Source organism: Deinococcus sonorensis KR-87 (assembly GCF_040256395.1).
In the GTDB taxonomy this organism is placed as follows: domain Bacteria; phylum Deinococcota; class Deinococci; order Deinococcales; family Deinococcaceae; genus Deinococcus; species Deinococcus sonorensis.
Genome location: NZ_CP158299.1, coordinates 446280 through 467869, shown reverse-complemented (window position 1 = coordinate 467869; position 21590 = coordinate 446280). Strand labels below are relative to the sequence as shown.

At 55.2% G+C, this 21590-nt stretch carries 19 protein-coding genes; 3 read left to right on the top strand and 16 right to left on the bottom strand.

The window, feature by feature from the left end; translation table 11 throughout:
• Positions 1-3: 3 nt before the first annotated feature.
• Both ABOD76_RS07630 and ABOD76_RS07625 read left to right on the top strand, forming a co-directional pair.
• Entirely contained in the window at positions 4-1470 is a 1467-nt protein-coding gene (locus tag ABOD76_RS07630; protein ID WP_350244211.1) for a hypothetical protein, read from the top strand.
• Positions 1471-1522: 52 nt separating this feature from the next.
• Positions 1523-1777: a hypothetical protein gene (locus ABOD76_RS07625; RefSeq protein WP_350244210.1), complete on the top strand. Its 255-nt coding sequence runs from the start codon at positions 1523-1525 to the stop codon at positions 1775-1777.
• Positions 1778-2065: 288 nt separating this feature from the next.
• On the opposite strand, the gene ABOD76_RS07620 is transcribed toward ABOD76_RS07625, so the two are convergent.
• Together ABOD76_RS07620 and ABOD76_RS07615 are read right to left on the bottom strand one after the other, a co-directional pair.
• Complete coding sequence (locus ABOD76_RS07620) at positions 2066-3892, bottom strand: polysaccharide biosynthesis protein (RefSeq protein WP_350244209.1); 1827 nt, start codon at positions 3890-3892, stop codon at positions 2066-2068.
• 157 nt (positions 3893-4049) lie between these two features.
• Entirely contained in the window at positions 4050-5675 is a 1626-nt protein-coding gene (locus ABOD76_RS07615; RefSeq protein WP_350244208.1) for a hybrid nucleoside-diphosphate sugar epimerase/sugar transferase, read from the bottom strand.
• Positions 5676-5809: 134 nt separating this feature from the next.
• Here ABOD76_RS07615 and ABOD76_RS07610 point away from each other — a divergent pair, with 134 nt between their 5' ends.
• The gene (locus tag ABOD76_RS07610; RefSeq protein WP_350244207.1) at positions 5810-6064 is read left to right on the top strand and encodes a hypothetical protein; all 255 of its coding nucleotides are present in this window, start codon (positions 5810-5812) and stop codon (positions 6062-6064) included.
• A 1-nt stretch (position 6065) separates the two neighbouring features.
• Here ABOD76_RS07610 and ABOD76_RS07605 read toward each other — a convergent pair whose 3' ends face one another.
• The 14 genes from ABOD76_RS07605 to ABOD76_RS07540 all read right to left on the bottom strand — a co-directional run bounded on the left by ABOD76_RS07605 (position 6066) and on the right by ABOD76_RS07540 (position 21224).
• The gene (locus ABOD76_RS07605; RefSeq protein WP_350244206.1) at positions 6066-7361 is read right to left on the bottom strand and encodes a hypothetical protein; all 1296 of its coding nucleotides are present in this window, start codon (positions 7359-7361) and stop codon (positions 6066-6068) included.
• Between the two features lie 382 nt (positions 7362-7743).
• Positions 7744-7983: a transposase gene (locus ABOD76_RS07600; protein ID WP_350244205.1), complete on the bottom strand. Its 240-nt coding sequence runs from the start codon at positions 7981-7983 to the stop codon at positions 7744-7746.
• 12 nt (positions 7984-7995) lie between these two features.
• A complete protein-coding gene (locus ABOD76_RS07595; RefSeq protein ID WP_350244204.1) occupies positions 7996-8565 on the bottom strand; it encodes an IS5 family transposase in 570 nt (189 codons plus the stop codon).
• A gap of 205 nt (positions 8566-8770) precedes the next feature.
• Complete coding sequence (locus ABOD76_RS07590) at positions 8771-10075, bottom strand: glycosyltransferase family 4 protein (protein ID WP_350244202.1); 1305 nt, start codon at positions 10073-10075, stop codon at positions 8771-8773.
• A gap of 200 nt (positions 10076-10275) precedes the next feature.
• The gene (locus tag ABOD76_RS07585; protein ID WP_350244201.1) at positions 10276-11073 is read right to left on the bottom strand and encodes a glycosyltransferase; all 798 of its coding nucleotides are present in this window, start codon (positions 11071-11073) and stop codon (positions 10276-10278) included.
• 199 nt (positions 11074-11272) lie between these two features.
• A complete protein-coding gene (locus tag ABOD76_RS07580; protein WP_350244200.1) occupies positions 11273-12442 on the bottom strand; it encodes a glycosyltransferase in 1170 nt (389 codons plus the stop codon).
• A complete protein-coding gene (locus ABOD76_RS07575) occupies positions 12426-13697 on the bottom strand; it encodes a lipopolysaccharide biosynthesis protein (protein ID WP_350244199.1) in 1272 nt (423 codons plus the stop codon). The genes ABOD76_RS07580 and ABOD76_RS07575 overlap by 17 nt, the downstream gene beginning before the upstream one ends.
• The gene (locus ABOD76_RS07570) at positions 13694-14653 is read right to left on the bottom strand and encodes an SDR family oxidoreductase (protein ID WP_350244198.1); all 960 of its coding nucleotides are present in this window, start codon (positions 14651-14653) and stop codon (positions 13694-13696) included. The genes ABOD76_RS07575 and ABOD76_RS07570 overlap by 4 nt, the downstream gene beginning before the upstream one ends.
• A 16-nt stretch (positions 14654-14669) precedes the next feature.
• Positions 14670-15998, bottom strand: coding sequence for a nucleotide sugar dehydrogenase (locus ABOD76_RS07565; RefSeq protein WP_350244197.1), 1329 nt, complete (start codon positions 15996-15998; stop codon positions 14670-14672).
• Positions 15999-16050: 52 nt separating this feature from the next.
• Positions 16051-17661 carry a tyrosine-protein kinase domain-containing protein gene (locus ABOD76_RS07560; RefSeq protein ID WP_350244196.1) on the bottom strand — a complete coding sequence of 537 codons (1611 nt, stop codon included), beginning with the start codon at positions 17659-17661 and terminating at the stop codon, positions 16051-16053.
• Positions 17662-18052: 391 nt separating this feature from the next.
• The gene (locus ABOD76_RS07555; protein ID WP_350244194.1) at positions 18053-18700 is read right to left on the bottom strand and encodes a hypothetical protein; all 648 of its coding nucleotides are present in this window, start codon (positions 18698-18700) and stop codon (positions 18053-18055) included.
• Positions 18697-19197, bottom strand: a complete 501-nt coding sequence (locus tag ABOD76_RS07550) for a hypothetical protein (RefSeq protein ID WP_350244193.1) — start codon at positions 19195-19197, stop codon at positions 18697-18699. Before ABOD76_RS07550 ends, ABOD76_RS07555 begins: the two co-directional genes overlap by 4 nt.
• A gap of 111 nt (positions 19198-19308) precedes the next feature.
• Complete coding sequence (locus ABOD76_RS07545) at positions 19309-20709, bottom strand: O-antigen ligase family protein (RefSeq protein ID WP_350244192.1); 1401 nt, start codon at positions 20707-20709, stop codon at positions 19309-19311.
• Complete coding sequence (locus ABOD76_RS07540) at positions 20706-21224, bottom strand: hypothetical protein (protein WP_350244191.1); 519 nt, start codon at positions 21222-21224, stop codon at positions 20706-20708. The genes ABOD76_RS07545 and ABOD76_RS07540 overlap by 4 nt, the downstream gene beginning before the upstream one ends.
• Positions 21225-21590 lie beyond the last annotated feature (366 nt).

Sequence of the window (21590 nt, the reverse complement as noted above, 5' to 3'; positions counted from 1 at the left end):
CGGGTGACTGAGCCGCTGGTGCTGGTGCACGGCTTCTCGGCCGAAGGGCGGGCCGGTGAGGCGGCGCACATCTACGGGACGCTGCCGCAGGCGCTGCGCGGGCTGCCGCTGCTCGACATCAACCTGGGCCGCTACGTCACCCTGGACGATCACGTGGATCTGGAAGACGTGACGCTGGCCCTCGACCGGGCGCTGGCGGCGCGGCCCGAGCTGCTAAAGGGCGGCTTCAACGCCCTGACCCACAGCACCGGCGCGCTGGTCCTGCGCAACTGGGTGCGCCGCCGGGGCGAGCGGCCCTCGCCGTTGCGGCGGCTGATTCACCTCGCCGGCGCGCAGTGGGGGAGCGGCTGGGCTCACCTGGGCCGCAGTCAGCTGGCCCGCTGGCTGCACCTGATCGGCCAGGGCAGCGCCGAGCGGGGCCTCGGGGTGCTGTCAGCGCTGGAACTCGGCTCCCCCTGGGCGCTGGACCTGCACCTGCACTTCCTGGCGCCGGGACAGGACCTGCTGCGGGACTATGGGGTGCTCGAAGCCAGCCTGATGGGCAGCGCGCTGCCGCCCGGCTGGGCCGCGCTGCCGTTCCGCGCCGGTCGCGAGGCCGGGTCGGACGGGGTGGTGCGCGTGGCGGCCAGCAACCCCAACGTCATTCACGTGCAGGTGGGCCCGGCCAGTCCCCCGGACCGGCTGGACTGGGCGCAGGTGGCCCGGTACGTGGGGGAGACGGCCACGGCACTGCCGGGTCAGCCGGTGCCGGCGCCACCCGAGCCGTACTACGTGGTGCGGCGCGAGTCCCAGCCGGGCCACGATGGGCGCGCGGTGGTGCCGTTCGCTCTGCTGCCGGACTGTGCGCACATCGGCCCGGAGACCGGCATCCTGACGGGGACGCGGCCCCAGGCAACTGTGCTGCGGCAGGTCGCGGCCGTGCTGAAGGCCAGCCCCGCTGAAGTGGACGCGCTGGTGAGTCAGTTTGAAGCGGTGAGTGCGCAGACGTATGCCGCGCTGGGCGGGACGGAGCATGGCCCACTGGGCCAGGTCCAGCACCCTGCCGCCACGCAGCATGACCCGCATGCCCAGCTGATCGTGCGCACCTGGGACCAGCTGGGCCGCCCACTGCCCGGCTGCGCGCTGCACGTCAATTCGTTTGGGGGTAACGGCCAGCCGCGGCAGCTGATCAATGACCTGTTCGAGGACGTGCACGTGAACTCCGGGGCACCGAACACTCTCACGTGCTATCTGCGAACGCACCGTCATGATTCGCGGACTGGCGAATGGGTGGCGGCGCTGCCGGAGGTGAACGGCGTGGACCTGGAACTGGATGCGCCCACCGGGCCAGGAGGCCGGGTGGTGGTGGTGCCGCTGCGCCTGCGACTGGACAGCGCCACCCTGCAGCGCTGGCTGGAACCGCACCGCACGACGCTGCTGGACGTGCAGCTGCTGCGGCTCCCTTCGGTCGACACCTTTCAGATGTACTGAGCTGGGGATCACGGAGGCATAGGGAAGAGGCAAGCTGGGTGGTCAGGCGGACGTGCGGGACGTTGCCGGCTCGTGGAAGGACCTCACCGACGACGCGAACTTTATGGCCGGTACTCTGACCGGCCAGGTGCGGGACATCGCCTTTGTTACGACGGCTGTGGCGACTGGCGACCTGAGCAAGAAGGTCATGATGGACATGTGCGGCGAGCTGCTCAAGCTGAAAGACAGCATCAGTTTCGCGCGCTCGGACCGAGAGCGTCCCCTCGACGTGGAGCCGGTCGGTGGCGGTGGGACCGATGCGGTCTGATGTCCATCGAGGGGAGGAGGGCTGCTTGCCTGACTGCCCCGCATGTCCTCATGGCATTTATCTCGTTCACATACATCAATGTCGAAAAGTTCGCATACTGATGTATGGCCATCATCACGCAGTGGTTCCGTCGGGTCTTTCCGGTGTCGCAGACGCAGCCGGTCGCTCCGTCTCCGCGTGCCCTGCCCGCGCCCACGCGCGTGTCGCGTCCAGTGGACTTCGATGACATGCTGAGAGCGATGGGCTGCGACCTCTAAATTCAAACCTTTGATCGGCGCGGAACTGCGATTACCGGACCGCGCCGAATTTGTGTTCCGGGATCAAACGGGCGAGTTCAGCGCGGAGTGCCTCGACATTGTTCTCGGCGGCGTACTGCTGCAGGGTGGTGAGGTGAGCGCTGAGCAGCGCCGGGTCCACCTGTTGCAGCTTGGCGCTGAAGATCTCGCTATGACTGGTGCTGTCGGTGCCCTCGCTGCTGGTCAGGAGCTCCTCGTAGAGCTTTTCGCCGGGGCGGATGCCGCTGTAGACCACGTCGACATTCTGGGCGCCACTCAGCCGGATCACGTCGTGTGCCAGGTCCGAGATCTTGACCGGCTGGCCCATGTTCAGCACGTAGACCTTGCCGTTCTCGGCCAGTCCACCCGCCTGGAGCACCAGCCGCGACGCTTCCGGGATGGTCATGAAGTAACGGACCATTTCCGGGTGGGTCACCGTGATGGGACCACCCTCGCGGATCTGGTTCATGAACGTGGGGACCACGCTGCCGCGGCTGCCGAGCACATTGCCGAAGCGGACCGACACGAAGGCCTGATTTTCCCCGGCGCGCGCTGCGCCCGCTGCCACCACCATCTCCGCGACCCGCTTGGAGGCACCCATCACGCTGGTGGGGTTGACTGCCTTGTCGGTGGAGACGTTCACCAGCCGGCGCACGCTGTACTCCAGGCACAACCGCACGACGTTGCGGGTCCCAACCACGTTGTTCAGGATCGCCTCGGATGGCGACTGCTCCATCAGCGGCACGTGCTTATGAGCGGCCGCGTGGAACACCACCTGTGGGCGGTAAGTATCGAACACAGCCCGCAGTCGAGCCTCGTCGCGAACGTCACCGATCAGGCCGATGTGCTTAATCTCCGGCCAATTGCGGTTCAGTTCCTGCTGGATGCTGAAGATGCTGTTCTCGCCACGACCGAACAGCAGCAGGGTGGCCGGCCGGTAGGCAATCAGCTGCCGGACCAGTTCCGAGCCGATGCTGCCGCCCGCCCCGGTCACCAGTACCACTTGGTCCTTGAGGTAGTCGGCGATCTCAGTGGTATGCAGTTTAACTGGTTGGCGGCGCAGCAGGTCCTCGACATTGACGTCGCGGATCTGATTGATGTTCACGGTGCCACTCAGGATCTCGAACACGCCGGGGATGATTCGGTGGCGGACCTTCGCCTCGGCCGCCAGGGTGACTACCCGCCGCACGAAGTCGCCGCTGGCCGACGGCACCGCAATGAGGATCTCCTGGGCGCTGGTACGTTCTACCACCGCCACTAGGTCATCCACACGTCCTAACACTGGCAGCCCCAGCATCCGCTGACGGGCCTTTCCTGGCTCGTCGTCCAGGAAGCCGACAGGAATTAGGCCGGCCTCTGGATGCCGCTGCATCTCGCGCACGATCATGATGCCTGCCGAGCCAGCCCCTACCACCAATACCCGCTGCTGGTTGATGCCGTCCACTGTTTGCATCAACCGGCGCTCATTCCAGAGGCGCATTGACAGACGCAGGCCACCCAGCATGATAAATGCGAGAACGCCGGTCAGCACTGGGATGCTGCGCGGCAGGTTCAGGTTGGAGCGCAACAGGAAGCCGGCCGCAAACAGGATCAGGGTTGTGACAACTACAGCGCGTGCCAAGATCGCTAAGTCGCGCACGCCCACTTGCCGCCACGCTTGCCGGTCGAGCGCGTATTGAGAGTTGACGAGAGCTGCCACGATTACTGTTAGCAGCACATAAGCCCAGACCTGCAGTGGAATATTGTTTCCCACAATATCAGTGCGAAATGCGTAAGAGAACAGGCTGGCAGTTCCCCAGGCACCGAGGTCGACTACATGTTTGATTATGGGTTTGGGCATGTTCTTCCTTCCTCAGTGTTGATTGCCGAAATGTTGTACAAACACGCACATGATTTTGTCCGGGGTAGGACGGCTATCTGGAATTATATGTAGTCTGGATTCATTGAAGGTTATTTCGAAGGTATTTAATTTGCGGACAGATTGTTGATCAGCTGATTCATTTAGTGCCGGTTCCTTTTGAAACCGAATCTAACGTCATCAGCAGAATGTGTAGGTCCATCTTGGGGTTGAAGTTTTTGAGATATATGGAGTCGCGTTCAACCTTTTCGACATCGCTGAGATTATCGCGTCCTGTAACTTGGGCAAAACCTGTGATACCTGGCAGCAGCTGGTCAACTCCGCTCTCTTTACGTAGATTGATAACGAGTGTTTGTGTCAATAGAGCTGGACGAGGACCAATAAAGCTCATTTCGCCGTACAGAATATTTAATAGCTGCGGAAGTTCGTCAAGGCTTGTGCGTCTTAGAAACGACCCCAGACGTGTAATAGAACTTAAACCGCGCCTTTGCATTTCTTCAGTCGAAATACTAGGTGTACCCACGTGCATCGTGCGAAATTTATAGATCTGGAATGGTCGATTAAATCTTCCGTTGCGCTCTTGTATGAATAGAACTGGCCCTTTAGAATCAAGCTTTATTAAAAGGGCGATGACTAACAGAACTGGGAAAAGAGCCACCAGACAAATTAGGGCTAACAGCCGTTCGCATAACGACCGCGCATTGATGTATAGTCGCTGACGCCTATTCATCGATAATCTTTCTGCAATTCTTGTTGGAGCGGGTGGATTTGATAGCTGCCGTCCTGTGCGCGCCAGAGCATGCCATACAGGGTAAGGCGGGTTCCAATCTAGCAGATGTTTTGCTTTATCACTGTTCACTTGTAGATTTCCCGTCAGTCGATCTATGATATTTGAGCGTCCTGTCAAAAAGCCTGCCAGACGCAAAAATGTTACAGGAACAGCGGGCAGCCAAGGGCGTACACCCTGGGCTTCGGCTAAGTATCTCGTTAGAGTAGGTGTAGAGATATCTTGGCCGTCAGACGCAAAAAAAATCTGTCCAACTGCTGCAGGATGCTTTAAAGTAGTGGCAATCAGATCAACTAAGTTCTCGACATAAATCATACTGCGTTGATTGTGTATAGCGCCGATTGGAAGTGGAAGTCCATATCGTGCAGCTTTAGCTAATGCCATAAAATTAGCTTTCACGCCAGGACCATAGATAAGTGGGGGACGGAGAATGACTACCTCTAAGGTGGTCTGATTCCCTAGTGCCATAAGCTCTTTTTCGGCCTCTAACTTGCTGATCCCGTAAAGGTCGATTGGGTAGGTTGGCATACTTTCTGTTAATGGGGTTTCGCTAGATTCACCATTCACTTTTACGGAACTTAGATAGACAAAGCGTTTGACACCGCTTCGCGCCGCTGCCTGCGCCAATGACACAGCAGCATCACGATTTATGGCGCGATAAGCTGCAGCGGGATCAGGATGAGTGTCGTTCATCACGTGTACTCGCGCCGCTAGGTAGACAATATAATCTATGCCCTCAAGTAAGCCGGACCAGTCACGCACTGGTTGGGTGAGGTCAGGCAAACGGACAAATTTGGCGCCTTCGGGAATACCTTCTGAGCGACGTGCCCCAGCTCGTACCTGCCATCTGCGGCTGAGTAGATGGCGCACTAAAACGCTGCCGACGAAACCATTTGCACCAACTATCAAGACTGTCCCTGTCATATCTGGTTTCCTAACTCGAAAAGTGTGAATTTTCGAACTGCGTTTTGTATCCAAAGTGAGACTGGAGAGTCAGTGAGTGCAATAGGTCGTCTCTGCCCTTAGGATAAGTTTTGCTTAATTGCAGGTTTATGACAGGTGGCTGGCGACGTCAAATTTGGAATCTTCCTCAAGATGTCCAGGTAGCACTGATGGGTAGCACTACCTACGACTATTCAAGTACTGCGACGGGCGCGTCGGCGATCACTGACAACTTCAGCATGACTGGCGCGGCGCTCGACAACGCGGTGGTAAGTGGCTGTGATACCCCTTCCTTGCTCAGCAGCTTTGTCCATCTGCGTGTCTGGATGGACTCCACTGACACCGAGACAGTAAAGGTAGACAACTGCACTGGGGTAGCCATTGATCCGGCGAACGCTATCTACAGCGTTCGGGTGCTCAAGTGATTCAGCGCCAGACCACCCGGCGCGGCCGGAAGCCGAAACGTAGGCGGGTGGTGGAATTGAACAAGGCGAACATCCCCAGCGCTACCAGCGCCACCACACCGAAAGTGAGGATCTCGGCAGGCAGCGAGTACCCGAACATCCACATCACGGAGAAGCAAAACGGGGCGATGAGGCTAGGCACGCGAGCCACTAGGCGGTCTAGCCAACCAATCACTACTCCGTAAAGCAGCAGACCTGGCACGACTCCAATGAACCCAAAGTTGAGCAAAAGTTCGTCGAGCAGCGACATCCCCAGGCCCCAATTAGTATCCTGCACAGCGGTCCCCGCCTTCCAGGCGGTGTAGTACTTTGCGGTGTTCTCGCCCTTAAATGGGGCCAGCGATCTAGGCACGAAGAACAAGCCGCTGTAGACGTACCCGCTACCGGGATAGGGCAACAAGGTGGTACCTGCAGTCGGGGCGTTGTGAATTGTTTCGGCCAGCATGTTGGCGCGGTACAGGTCAAACATGACGGTGGTCACGACAAGGTTCTCCCTCGGCGTGGCCTGATCATTTCCAAACTTGTACTTAAAGACGGTCAATAAATTAGCCGCGACTACCAACAGGAGCACTCCGGCGATGGCCATGCGAGCTAGTGAAAGACGGCGCCAAAACAGCCCCACCACCAATAGAGGCAGCAGCAGTAGGGTTCGCTGGCCCACTGCGAGTGGGGCGATCATGCTACCGAGCAGCAGGAGGATCGTGAACAGCTGGCCGAAACGGGTATGTGACTCTTTTTGCCGCACAAAAAACGCGAGGATGCCCAGTGGGATGTAGAAGATTGTGATTGCCAGCCCGAAATCATCTCCAACCCCGGCGCGGGTCTCCCAGATGTTCCCGCCAGCGCTCAGGACCTGCCGGAAGCCTAGTAGATCAATCCCGAGCGTGGCCACTGTGGCCATTACATAGAACATTGGTTTCCTACGATGCAGGAGCTCGCCCATACCCACCTGCGGCTGTAACGGGCTGCCACTGTTGGTCAGATACGACCCGACCCGAATGATCCAGGGCGCCAGGGCGATTAGGACAGCAGCAGCCCAGACGTCCTCGCTAGAGTTATCAAAAAAGGGGCGCCAGTACACGTTGTCGTACCGCACACCGAGCATTTCAAACGCCATGCCCAGGTCGAAGTACATCAGAGCGCCGATGCCTACGAAGTCCACCACGCGGGGCAGGTGGCCGGTCCGGTGAATGCTGACAAAATGCCGGAGGTACAGCAAATGTGAAAGCAGCACGCCGCAGAACACCAGAAAAGTCATCCCCACGAGGATACCCCCCATGTTGTGACAAGCGCGTCACCGTCAAGCTGTCATGGCCTGAGCTCTGCATGTGCAGGAAGTCATGCTCTCAAGTTTTAATGACGGGCTGTTGTAAGAGGCGGCCAAGGTTGATGAGGTATTCATGAGTAAGAGCAGGGCGTGGAGTCGTGCAATCGCGTGCGGATGGTGGAGATGCGTGACCAAAACGTTGAGCTGGTCTGGCGCACTAGGCAACTCGTGGACTAGGATGGCCGCACATCTTATAAGGCCTTCCTAGAAGCACGCATCGGTTGGCGTGGACAGGCTCTGAGCGCCACAGAGCCCCTGAGCTATCACCAGCAGGTTCGTTCTAGAGCGCGTATTAGAAATCGAGGCAGAGGGGTCACGGCCGGGTGAGGCGACGCAGCAGGAGGCGACTCATGGCCAGGTCGCACCACGTCTCGGTAGCCTTTCCAAGGTATTCGAAGTCTTTCGCGAGCCGTCTGTTGCGTCCGAGCCAAGCGAAGGTGCGCTCCACGACCCATCGCCTGGGCAGCATATGAAATGCGGTGTCATCGAAACCTTGCGCTTCGAGCATCTCAGGCGCGTAGCGTTCGAGCTGCCGCCACCACGGATACTCCACCTCGAGATCCAGCTAGAGGGGTGCATTGGCCCAGGTTCTGAAGGCCCCGGTATACCCCTGATCAGCCCAGATCTTGTTCAGCGTAGGGAGCTCTCCCTTGATCGCTTCTACCAACAATCTGCCACCCTGACGGTCCTGCAAACTCGCTGGGTGCACGACCACTTTCAACAGCCGGCCGAGCGTATCGACCAGGAGGTGCCGTTTCCGGTCCTTAATCTTTTTGTTGCCGTCAAAGCCTCGCTGATCGCCAACCTCGGTCGTTTTGGCGGACTGGCTATCGATCACTGTGGCGTGTGGATCGGCCGTGCGTCCGATCTGCACCCGGTACTGTTGCCGTAGAGCAGTGTTGACCCGCTTCCAGATGCCGCTCAGCCGCATCCGACGGAAATGGTAAAACACGGTTTGCCATGGTGGAAACTCTTTGAGAAGCGCCCGCCAAGCGATGGTGCCGCGCAGGACATACATGATGGCGTCCATGATGCGCCGCCGTGGCCATTTGGGGCGGGTCCCCCGCGTTGATCGAGCTGGCCAGACGGCCTGAAGCGTCGCCCATTCCGCATCACTGAGGTCCGAGTCGTACATCGTGGTTGGCGTGATCCCACGATGCGAGCACTTCCTTTGAGCTGCGTGATTTCCAAAACGCGCTCTGGGTACGATAAACGTCAAGCACCTGACAATATCTATCTGTGCGGTATGTAGTCCTGGGAGCCAAGTAAATTGGCGTTGGCAGCACGTTACGATATTGAATGAGTCATTCTTTTGGTTTGCTTTGAGTTTAATATGTGCTCTAGCGACGTTTGCTTTTAATTAGTGGGCTGACGAGATGAACTGAAATGTGCTTCAATACTCTCGTTGAGATTGCTAATACCAAATGTGTGATATGTTTTATAAAGATTCTGGTTTTTTGTGCATTCTTGCGACGGCGAGCATGATGTTCTTCCATCAACTCTTCATATAATGAATCTAGTAGTTGCCAAATGCGCTGTGGTTGAAAATCTCTCTGAACACGTGCGCGTCCTGCATTCCCCATCGCCGCAGCAGTGTTTGGTTCATATATCAGGAATTGAATTGCGTCAGCTAGTGCCTTAGAGTTATTTACAGGGACTATTAAACCTGTTATGCCATGCTGTACAGCATCTATAACACCTGTTGCCGTTGTTGCGACGACTGGTATTCCTGCTGCGGCAGCCTCGAGTGCAACGTTACCGAATCCTTCACGGTGTGTGGGAAAAGCCAACAGATCCATTAAATAATAATAAGGAGATGTGTCGGTGACGAAGCCAGGGCAAATAATATTAGGATGACTCTCTATTTTGTGGCGTATATTTGATGGAACCGGATCGCCTTCCTCATATCTGCCCAATAATAATAGGCGTAAATCCGGCATCTCTATAGAAAGCATCTCGAATGCTTCTATTAACTCAGTTATTCCTTTATCCTTTACAAAGCGGCCCACGAAACCTATAGTAGGTGGACCGGCAGGTAAATTCAGAAACGTTCTGATTTCTTCTGCGCGACGCAGTAAATCGCTCGTAGGCATAAAGCGTTCGCTGTCCAACCCATTACTGCTTCCTGCGCCAAGGACCACTGCTTTATCTGGTGGCGTCAGCCTCAGCTCTACCGCTCGCTCGCGGAGACTTGGACTAACACAGACAACTCGATGGGCGGAAGCGCAGGCTAATTGTTCCATCCATATTAATAGTTGGCGTCTAATTCCTGATGTTGTTTCTAACCGAAGCCCACGAAGCGTATACACTCTGGCGGGTGTACCTGATAGTGCCGAAGCCAGACCGCCAATTAGGCCGGCTTTAGGAGTTCCGACATTGGTAATGTCAGGACGTATACGGCGCATAAGACGCCACGTCGCAATAAGTGCCTTGAAATCCTCTTTTATTGAGATTTCACGTACAAGGGGAACAAAGTGGGCCGATACGCCTTCATTATCAGCCACTCGAAGAAGCTCTTCGACTGGTTGGGGAGAAGAGGCAACATGAACTTCGTAATCGTATTTTTTTAGTGCTTTAAGCTGACCTGTCAAAAAGGTTCTAGCACTAACAGGCACTGTAACCATATATAAGAGACGTTTGGGCATAGAATTTCCGTTGATGACTCTTCACCTCCCGTTCACAATCGGTCTTTGGGACCTTATATGCTTCTGATTGAGCACTTTTGTGTAGATACTTATCGGCTTTAAGATATCTTATTCAGACCTAGTCAGCGTAAGAACCTTTCATATTTTATGACATCAATATATTTTCATCGTTTTGTAGCTGAAATTTTTTTTATCATTAATCAAATTATTTTATTGCGGAATTCGCTCTTAAGTCTGTCAGTGGCTTGCTTTTTCTGTTCTTCCGTAAATGACTGGTTTCTTTTTGATGTCAAATTTGACTCGAGTCCTAAAAAGTTGGCCAATGAATAGGTTAGCATTTTCCCAGATATCAGGAAGCTGAAATAAATCGCTTCTCTTGGGCTGATATACTTGGTCGCGTAATCTTTCAGAAGTGCTAATTTCTCAGTTTGTGTTTTGATATATTTTTTATATTGAGCAATACCCGTTTCGCGGTAGTACAATAGCGGCTCTTCAATATTATGGAAGGTCGATTTTTTATATGTTCTAACCCACATATCGAAATCTTCGGACCTTTTTAGGGCAGTATTGTAACTATTCTCTAAAAACCAGCTTCGTCTACCCATGACCGATGGATGGATAAACATCCCTCGCCGGACTATATCGATTAATTTACGTGCGGGCTGTTTGGCCGATCTCAGTCCTGTAACATTATTTTGCAAGTCGATAATGTAAGCTGATGATCCTACAAGATCTACTTCCGGGCGCATTTCAAGGTATATGAGCTGCTTCTCTAAACGACGTGGATCCATAATATCGTCCGCATCCATCCTTGCAATCATATCGCCAGAGGCAAGAGCGGTTATCTCGTTGAGACGCGACGCTAAGCCCTTATTTAATTTATCATCAAGAAGTATAATTCGAGGATCTGAATATGATTTGGCAATAGTGACTGAATTATCTGTGGAGCCATCATTAATCAAAATCAACTCCCACAACTCATAAGTCTGCGAGAGCACGGATTCGATAGCATATGCAAGCGTCTGCTCACAATTATAAAACGGAAGACCTACAGTTACTTTCATTGTCGCCCTCGATTGGCCTGGTGAGGCTTGAAGATTTGACTTGACTGTTATGCCGCAATTGTCCTTCATATATCATATTAGGTTACAGAATTGATTAACTGAGGAAAAATTGCCTCCGTCTATGTCTATGGTTTCAATAGGTAATTAAGTTAATATAAATAGCAAGAATTTTTTCTGCAGTCGAAGTCACATCCATACCTCTCTCTTTAATAGCCTTAAGAGCTTTCATTTGTCGTCCAGTTTTTTCCGAGCCATCAATTTGGGAAATATGTCTAGCCCATATCTCAACAGGCTCGCTGAGGGAGAGGCGAACGGTGGAGCCTGGGTAGACTTCAGCTTGGCTTGGAATAGAATCGGACATAATCGTATACAGGCCTGCAGCTTGCGCTTCTACCAAAGCTAATGGGATACCCTCAAATAGAGAGGGAAACACAAATCCGTCCATTGCCTCCTGCATTATCGTGGTTACGTTGTTTGCTGCTCCAGTGAACGTCACATTTTCGCTGATACCTAGGCGGTCAGCCTCTAATTTTAGCTGATCAATTAGACTTCCTTGCCCTATGCATAGAAGGTGAAGCTTAGGATTAAGCGATCTAGCATTATGAAAGGCTTTCAGCAAGAAAGTGTGATTCTTTTGTCGCTCCAAACGGCCCACATGGCCTATCACAACACTCTCTTCGGGCAATTTGAGTTGTTTTTTTGTGGTAGCAGCATCTAAATTTATCTTGTACTTCGTAATATCAATGCCGCAAGGTATAATATGGTCGTTAGCAATAGGCTTCCACTTTGCACCGAATAAATCTGCTCCAGCGTTTTGACTCACTGCAACCTTCGCCAATGATAATTTATTAATCAGCGTTCTCATTATTGACTGATAAGTCTTTTGCATCAGTGATGGCTTTCCCATAGATGCCAACTTATCGATGTGAGAATGGCAAACCAGTGCCCTAATCCCAGCAAGTCTAGAAGCGACTAACGCAAATCCTGAATAATAGTGGATATGGGCGTGGATAATGTCATACTTGGGCCTTTTCTTAAGTGCTCTAAAAAGCGAGGCTGTATAATAAACAGGATTCCCCGCATGAGTGCATCTAATAAATTCACATCCCATCATTGTTAACTCTTCTTCATAGTCATAGGTTTTATTTCCGTGAACAACAAAGTCCATTTGAATCAATTCTTTGCTTAGACACTTTCTGACATTGTATAGCCACGTTTCTGCTCCTGCACGATCCATACCTCCAACAATATGAAGGACACGTATCTTCTTCGGCTGGCCATTTGTTTTACTGATGGACATCATGCTCCTTTGGCGAACTATTTCTTGATAAAATGGCGTGATAGGTTATGAACGCCCCACCACCGAGTTGCACGACGTTTGATATTAGAGTTGCTAACGCGGCACCAGATAATCCATAACGGGGGACGAAAATGTAAGACAGCATGTATGTAATTGCAGTGCAAATTAGAAATAGCGGCACTTGTTCCTTAAACTTCCGAGCAGCTGTCATTGTATAACCTAGAAATGAAGCAAGATAGCCAAATCCTGCAGCAACCATGATAGTAACCAGAAGCGGAGCATATTCTGAGTAAGCCGCGCCATACATAAGGTTAAGTACTAAACGTCCCAGAATAGAGGCACCAATTATCCCGACCATGCCAAGGAATATACCTATAGACAACATCTTATACAGTATTTTAAAAAAACCCTCTTTGTTACCTTCTGCAAAATAACGAGCCAAGCGTGGACTGACTGCTTGACCAGTAGCGTTGATGATAAGACTAATTGCGACAGTTATATATGCAAGAGCAGAATAAATTCCCAAAGCACTAGTATTAAGAGAGGCCTCTATCTGGTAGCGTGGTATATTCGTGTTCAATGATACTAGCCCCATTACAATACCAAGTGGCGCAGAAACTTTAAAAAGTTGCCATAAAACACGAATACCGCCCCATCGTATGTCGTCTTTTGTGCTCATACGCAGAGCGTTTGGCAGATCATACGCGACCAACAAAAGTAGCCAACCGGCAGCTAACAAGCCTGCTGCCCCAGGGAGTCCCTCCCATAAAAAACCAACAAAAAGCGCCAACAGCGAAACTGGTCCCTTGATAAGTGTGGATCGCGCGATGCTATCCATCCTCTCGTGGGCCTGCATGCGTCCATAGAGAACGTCGCTAATTGTTTCAAATGCCTTTGCGAGACTGATCAGTCCGATCACTATGCGTGTGTCTGGCGCATATCGGTAGACTATGACTGAAAGAAAAATCAATCCGATAATAGTTGTTACAACACGCAGAACTAAATAATCGCCAAAAAGATAAGTTTTGTTTGCATCAGTAGCTTGCACACCTCTAAGCTGAAGGTTTAATGCCATATATACTGGAGCGCTGACGGCTAGCGCAAGCGAATATTGTCCCACAATATGGGGTGAAGACATTCGAGCAAGTATTACTAACATTCCCCATTGCGAGAGCGCATAAACTAAATTTCCTACAAGAGTCCAAGAGATATTTCGACGTAGGCTTAAGCCTTTTTGAGAGTTAGGGGTAGCACTCATAAGATATTTGGTGTGTCCATCAATTGTCTATAATGGTCCACAGTCTGTTCCAGACCCTCCCAGAACCTTACCAAAGGCCGGTAATTTAGTAACTGCGCCGCTGCAACTATATTTGCACACGAATGTTTGATGTCTCCAGGTCGGGTGGGTCCAAATTCCGGGGCTATATTTGTTCCAAGTATCTGATTAAGGCCTGATACGATGTCAACAAGACTGATCTGATCGCCACAAGCAATATTGAAAGAGCGACCAACAACCTGTTGGGCAGGCATTTCTAAGGCTTTTAAATTGGCATCGATATTGTTAAGCACGAATGTAAAATCTCTTGATTGCAAGCCGTCTCCATTTATAATCGGTGCACGTCCTTCAAGCATAGCGTTAATAAATTTTGGGATCACTGCTGCGTACGGACTATTTGGCCATTGGCGCGGCCCAAATACATTAAAAAATCGCAGGGTTACAGTTTCAAGGCCATAGACTAGGGAAAAAATCCTACAATACTCCTCTCCCGTCAACTTTGTCAGTGCATATGGGGAGATGGGCCGCAGCGGCATTGTTTCTACTGTTGGCAGTGCTACGTTATCGCCGTAAACACTGCTACTGCTGGCATAGACTACACGTTTTACTCTTGCTTGCTTTGCTGCAAGTAAAACGTTTAGCGTACCGGTTGCATTTACATTATGACTTGTAATTGGATCAGCGATAGATCTTGGAACGCTCCCAAGTGCTCCCAAGTGGCTCACAAAATCCACGCCTTCCATAGCAGCTTCGACTGCTGGCAGCGTTCGTAGATCGTCCCTGACAAATCGGAAACGGCCTTCGAGATGAGCGATGTTCTCATACCGGCCACTGGACAGATCGTCGAATACAACTACGTCATCTCCACGATTCACCAGGGCTTCCACAAGATGGCTGCCGATAAAACCGGCACCTCCGGTCACCAGGTATCTGGCCATAATATTTTTTGCCTAATTACAGAAGGACGATATTATTAGACACGATACCCTGAGTCGCATTGCGAGTGTCTAAAACACGACGACTGTGCTTCACAACTTGCTGATAATCCACATTGCTGTGCGGGGTAGTAATAATCACCAGATCCGCCTGTTCAAGTGATTCGATTGTTAGTTCGCCCAAGCCCTGAATGGTCTGTCCGTGCTCCTCAACAATACTAACGTGCGGATCATAGAATCTAATGTCTGCACCAAGCGCTAAAAGCTGTTCATAAACGACCAGAGCAGGTGACTCGCGGTAATCGTCAATATTGCGCTTATATGCCATGCCGAGCTGAAGAATACGACTACCTTTTACAGCTTTACTATCATTATTAAGCAATCGTGTGACTTTCTGAATCACAAAATCCGGCATATTACGATTAATCTCGCTGGCTAGAGTAATGAAGCGGGTCTCGAAGCCGTACTCGCGAGCCTTCCACTCTAAATAATGCGGATCTAAGGGAATACAATGACCGCCGACGCCGGGACCAGGATAAAACGGCATGATCCCGAAGGGTTTGGTGAAAGCTGCGTCCAGCACTTCCCACACATTCATGCCCATGCGATCACATAACATTGCCAACTCGTTCACCAATGCAATGTTGACTGAACGGAAGGTATTTTCATAGACCTTAACCATTTCGGCTACTTTGGCGCTGCTCACTGGTACCACGTGCTCAATGGCACTCTTATAGAAGACGAGTGCTGCTTCCAAACTCGCTGGATCATTCCCACCAACCACTTTGTTGGTATTGGCAGTACCGAACTTCTTGTTCCCAGGATCGACTCGCTCCGGGGAGTGGGCCAGAAAAAAGTCTACACCCGCTTCCAGGCCGCCTGCTTCCAAGAGCGGCTTCATGACTTCTTCGGTGGTACCGGGGTAGGTAGTGCTCTCCAGACTGACCAGCTGTCCAGGGCGGAGGTAACGGGCAATCTCCGCCGTCACTTGACGAACAAACCCCAGGTCGGGCGTCAAGTTGCTATCCAGTGGCGTCGGCACACAGATAACGATCACATCAAGCTCAGCCACCTTCTCAAAGTCAGTGGTAGTAGAGACGAGGCCGCGGGCCACCACGTCTCTCAGCTCGGCGTCATGGACGTCACCAATATAATTTTCACCCCGAGCAACCATATCCGCCCGGCTTTGGTTCTTATCGATTCCGGTGACATGAAAGCCTACTTTGGCTTTTTCGACGAGGAAAGGCAGCCCAACATATCCCAAACCCACCACACCGATTCTGGCGCTGCGATCCCGAATCTTATCTTTAAGGGCGGACAGGAGATCAACTTCGAGGGTACGTGACATAAAACCTCAGGGAAAGGGCAGGACGCAGGCGTCCAGGAGAAGGTCGTTGCTCTTATTTCTGGCTGGGCGCAGTGTAGCTGTACCCGTAGTAGTACCGCTGTTCAGAGCGCGGCAACTTGTTCAGCACTGCGCCCAGTAGCTTGATACCGTTCTGTTGAACGATTTGCTGGACTCGCTCGACCTCGTCCAGGCTGGTCACACCAGATTCCACCACCAGCAGGACGCCGTCGGTACTTAAAGTCAGCGCCAAGGTGTCAGCCAGGGCTAGCACCGGTGGGGTGTCAATCAATATCAGGTCATACCCAGTAGCCCAGCGGCGCAGCAGCTCAGCGAGGTCGGGATGATTTAGCAGCTGTTGACGCTGTCGCCCTGGTTGTCCAGCCGGCAGCAGATCCACCTCCGCTTGCGCTGGGTCGCGGAGCGCACACGCTTCATCGGGATACATCAGGGCATGAGGCAGCGTCGCTTGACCATCTTTAGTGGCTCCCGGAAGACGTACGGTCGTCGTGCTGTTCATGTTCCAGACACGGTGCTGAGTAGGGCGATGGAGGTCCGCGTCAATCAGCAACACCCGCAACCCGCCCTCGGCGAAGCTGGAAGCCAGAGCCGCGCTTAGGCTGCTCTTTCCGGCGCCGGGAGCGGCGCTGGTGACGGCCAAAATCCGGCCCGATTTGGGCTCGGCCGTACTGAGGTTGATCCGCAGAAAGCCCAGCGCGTCGTACAGCCGCCCGCTCCGACTCGCTCCTAAAATTCCACGCGTCAACTCGCTGCGCTTCATCAATGGCAGCTGACCAAGCAGCGGTAGGCCCAGAGGGACGAGATCCGAGGCGTTGTTTACGCGACGGCGCAACGAGCCAAGCAACAGCACTAAGCCACTGGCTGCAAATAGTGTCAGTAACGCCGCGAGGACCGCGTTCCGTAATGGTCGTGGCGATACTGGGCTGATGGGATCGCTGGGATCAGCTCCAGCTGACAGAGTGCCACTTGAAGTCTGCTCCAATGCCGTCATCTGTGCCAGATTCTGTAAAATCACGCCGCGCGCCGTCGTCAGACTCACATAGTCAGCACTGCCAGGAGAGGTTGTCTTTAATCGAGTGTCCAGCGACTGCAATTGAGATTCAATGTTCTTGCGTGCGCTGGACACTCCACGCTGGGCACGCTCGGCGTCCCAGCCGAGCAAGGCGTTGACGGTTGCTCCGGACAATACGCTGGCGGCACGCGGTGAGCTGGCGTGCGCCACGATCTCGTACACCCCGCGCTGCAGAGTGTCCAGTCGTGAGTTCACTTTGATTAGACTATTCTTGCCAGTGGCCAAGCTGTTCTGGAGGCCCCGGCGGATCGCATTTGTCTGAGCTGCATCGAGATGCGCCGCCATCACCGACTTTAGAATGTTATTGGTCACGCTTTTTGAGCGCATCGCCTCATCTAAAGCTCCCTGGGGCAGAGGAGGGGCAGTTACTACGGTGCTGTTCACCACTTGGTTGCCCATATTGCTGTACAGACTGATGATGCTGCTGCGAGATTCATACACCGGATGCTGTGCCCGCGACGCCAGGTAGGTGCCCGCACCGACCAGCACCGTCGCGCCCATAATCGGGAGCAAACTCCGGCGCAGGGTGCCGAGCACCTGGAGCAAATTGATGTCGTCGTTGGGCTGGGTCATAGGAACCTCGTTCTCGAAACTCGTCGGCGCAGACAGGACAGCGACCTCCGGGCAGGACAGGTGCGAGCGGCGGAATCGGGGCAGCCTTCAGGCCGCACCTAGTGACAGGTACGAAAGCAGGACGGTACATGACGTGCCGTCCCTAAAAATGTTGCTGATGGGGACAGGCCAGTACGCCTTTGTTGAAGCTTCGCCTGAGCCGTGGCAAGGCCGGCGGACCGGAGCCAACAGAATTCAGCGATGAGCGGCGACGTACTGGACTGCATGCTTCTGCTCCATCCTCTCAGCGTCCCCGAGGGGTCGCTTGGGCGCATGAAAGTCAGCGGGGAGGATGGAGAGAAGACGTGACTTCACGGGGTGACGGTGGACGGCTCCGAGAGGACCGAGTGAATTACTTAAAGTGCGCGACGAAAGCCTGGGCTAGCGCCGGGTTGTTGCTGGTCTGCACCTTTACTTCGCTCGCGGCCTGGACAGCCAGCTGCTGCGTGGAGCTCTTGGTCAGGCTCGCCGCGTTCGCTACCGGGACGCTATCGACCTGCACCAGCGCCAGCTGTGCGGCCTGCTGGCTGCCGTTGGTCATGGTCCAGGTCCCGCTGCCGGCGATCACGGCGTGGCCGTTCACGACCTTCACCAGGCCATCAGTGTCTTCAAAGTAGAAGCGAGTGCTGTTGCCGCCATCCGGGACCATGCCGACCGTGAGCTTGCCGCTCAGGCTCCCGATCAACACCGTGCCCTGCTCTTCGGGGGTGGTGCACGCGGGGTTCATGCACCAGCCGCCCGCACCTGCGCCAGCATTCAGGAACGAAGCGTCGCTGCCCTTGACCGAGATGCTGACCACGCCAGTGCGCTTGGTGCCGTCCGCCAGAGTAGCGGCCAGCGCCCAGTCACCGCGGTACGCGATGCGGGTATCGGTGCTCTGGGTGGTGCTGGCATCCGGGTTATAGGGGTAAGTCCCGACCGGCGTGGGATTCCCGCCACCACCACAGGCGGTCAGGGCCAGCAGACCCGCCATCAGGGCGCTGAAGCCGAAGCGCTTCACTTGTTCCCTCCGACCGGCGTGACCGGCTGGGTCGCGCCGTTGGCGATGCTGTTGATCTGGTTCAGCAGGTCCGGATTGGTGATCAGCTGGGCCAGGGTCGGCACGCTCACCGCTTCCAGGTTCTTGTTCTTGGCAATCAGCGTCTGCACGCTACCCACCAGCACCTGCTCACCGGTGGCCGACTGCACCCCGGCCTGGGTGGCCAGCAGGCTCGACACCGGCACGCCCGCGTTCTTCACCAGCTGGGCCAGCACGTCGGTGCTGATGCGCAGCTGCTTGGCCAGGGTGGCGGCCGCCTTGGACTGCAGGAAGGCGCTCGGGGTGCGCAGGATGGCGCTCTGGGTCGAAGCGGACAGCGGCACGCCGCGGGCATTGCCGAGGGCCACCAGCACCTGAAGGCCGGTCACGCTGCTCTTCTGGACGGCAAAGGACGGAGCGCTGACGAGCGCAGTGGTGACGGTGAGGGCCGTCAGGCGGAACAGAGTGGACTTCGACATGCATACCTCCGGAAAGTAGCGGTTATGGTGCGCCCTGGGGCCATCGAGGAAGAAATCAGAGGCGCGCGGTATGGCCAGACCATAGCAGATGAGACCACGCTCAAGTTCAGCTTAGGCGCTTAACCCTGACAGATTTCTGTCCGAATCGCTGGTGGAAACCGACAAATCAGCATCGTCGGCATCAGAGTTGGTCAGACCCCGTTGGGCGCGCTGGTTTCTCGGGCCGGGCGCTGCCGCCAACGCTGCCAAGCTAAGTGCAGCAATGGCTGTGCCGGGGATGGCAGTAAGGTGCGCATCATAAGTACCGGCGAGTAACATTGCCGGTAGCGTCGACCACCAAAGTAGCCTGGGCAGCGAGCGGCCTCGGCGTGTCAGTGGTAAAACGACTACCAGCGCGTAGAGCGCCACGCCCGGCAGGCCCAATTCCGCACCCACCTGCAACGCGTCATTGTGGGCGTAGTTCACAGCAAGGCGGTCTATGCCAGCCCCTACTGCCCGCTCGCTGGCCCGGTAGTGCGGAGCCTCATTGTAAAATTGCCCGGTCCCCAGGCCGGTCATAGGGTGCTCGGCCCACATGGTGCGGCCATAGCGCCAGACGGCTTGGCGTATATGAAAAAACTTCTCCCATTGGTTGTGTAGCCCGAGTTGCAGCTGATACTTTGCAAAAATGGCTTGGCCCTGTGGGGTGAGGAAGCGCTGCCCGGCAACAAGCGAGCCGCCCAGAAGCACCAGGGTTAAGACCAGCCCCATCCAGCGTTGGCGGGTCCAGACCCACACTAAGAATGGCATAGCACTGGCGAGCAGCACGGCTGGAATGCTGCTGCTGTCGGTTTTGATGTTTACCATATGTAGCACGGTCAGCAGCGTTAACAGCACCAGGGTGTGCAGATGTAGACGCGTGAACAGTACCAAGCCCATCAGCAGTGCCGAGATCACGATCAGGAAGCCGCTGAAGTGGCTGGCGTTGAAATAGGGACCGGTTAGGACCCGGATGCCGGCTGTCGGATCATAGGTGTAACCGGGCACCATAAAGCCACGGGTCTGCAGGTATGCCAATACCAGCGCGGTCGCGCCCGCTAGTAACAATGCGCCCAGTCCCAGCCACAAACGCCAGCCGCGCGCCAGCAACTGTATCGTCAGCGCGGTGCCCAAGATGCCTGTCCAAAGTGCCGCACTGCGTAATGCGTCACTCTGTGTGGGAGCCCAGCGAACGCTCAGCCAGATCCAGGCCAACAGCGCCACCGCTACCAGCGGCCACGGCCCGCTGCGCTCCGGCAAGCGGCCACGAACCGCCAGCGCGACCAGCATTCCCGCGGTGGTCAGCAGGCCCAACAGCGTCAGGCCGCTGCGGCCCCATCCGAAGGTGCTGCCCTGGGCCAGCGGGCCCCACAGCACCGTGAGGGCGGCTAGCAGCACCGCCAGCACTTCCAGCATTTGAGCGATGGTGGCCCGCAGGGAGCGATGAGGGGTGGCCCGCACGGTGGGCTGCTCCTGTTCCAGCACTGCGCTCACGCTGCCCCCAGCCGCTTCACCGAGGCGCGGCATTCCGCCACCTCATCCAGGTCCAGGCAGTGCTGATATGCAGCACGTGCTTCTCGGGGCTGCTGGTCGGCCTCCAGCAGTCGAGCGCGCTCCAGCCAGTATCCGGCGTTGTTCGGGTCGCGCTGCAACGCACCCTGCAGCAGCGCCAGGGCACGGGCATTCTGGTGCTTGAGGCTGTACATCCTGGAGTGCTCGTACCATGGCCAGGCTGCGTGGGGACTCAGCCGTGCCGTTGCGTCGTACGCCTGATCCGCTTCATGCTGCAGGGCCGCAGTCTCGCGGAAGTTCCACAGAGCACGGGCACTCGAGGCCAAGCGCAGCTGAACCTCCGGGTCGTCTGGGCTGAGCCGAGCCGCCTGGCGCACCTGCTCCAGTCCCTGGTCGAAGGCCAGCTGCTCGTTCGACGCCTGCGCCTGGGTGAGGAGCCGCTGCACCTGCAGATCGGTCAGGGCTTGCCGGACAGGGAAGCTCAGCAGCGCCAGCAAGGGTAGCGACAGCCACCAGGGCCATGCAGGAGTAACAGCCTGTCGCGACGCTTGGTCGGGAAGGAACGTGCTCACCGGCTCGACCAGAATAGAGCACACAGCGGAACAGGAGGGTTCGGCATCACCGGGCATTGTGCCGGCCTCAACTGCACACGATTGTCACCCGCCCGCGATGGTGCTCTGGTGGTCGCACGCGAGGTCATCGTCTGGAACGGATGACCAGCGGGGTCGCCAGCCCGTCTAGAGTTCCGCCTGAGCTGGACCGCGCCTCGGTTCTCTGTTGCCATGGCTGAGGTCACCTCTCTTGATCAGGCACTTAAGGTACTGGGGGGGCCGCCCCTGGTGCGTTCATTTGCATGGAGCTGA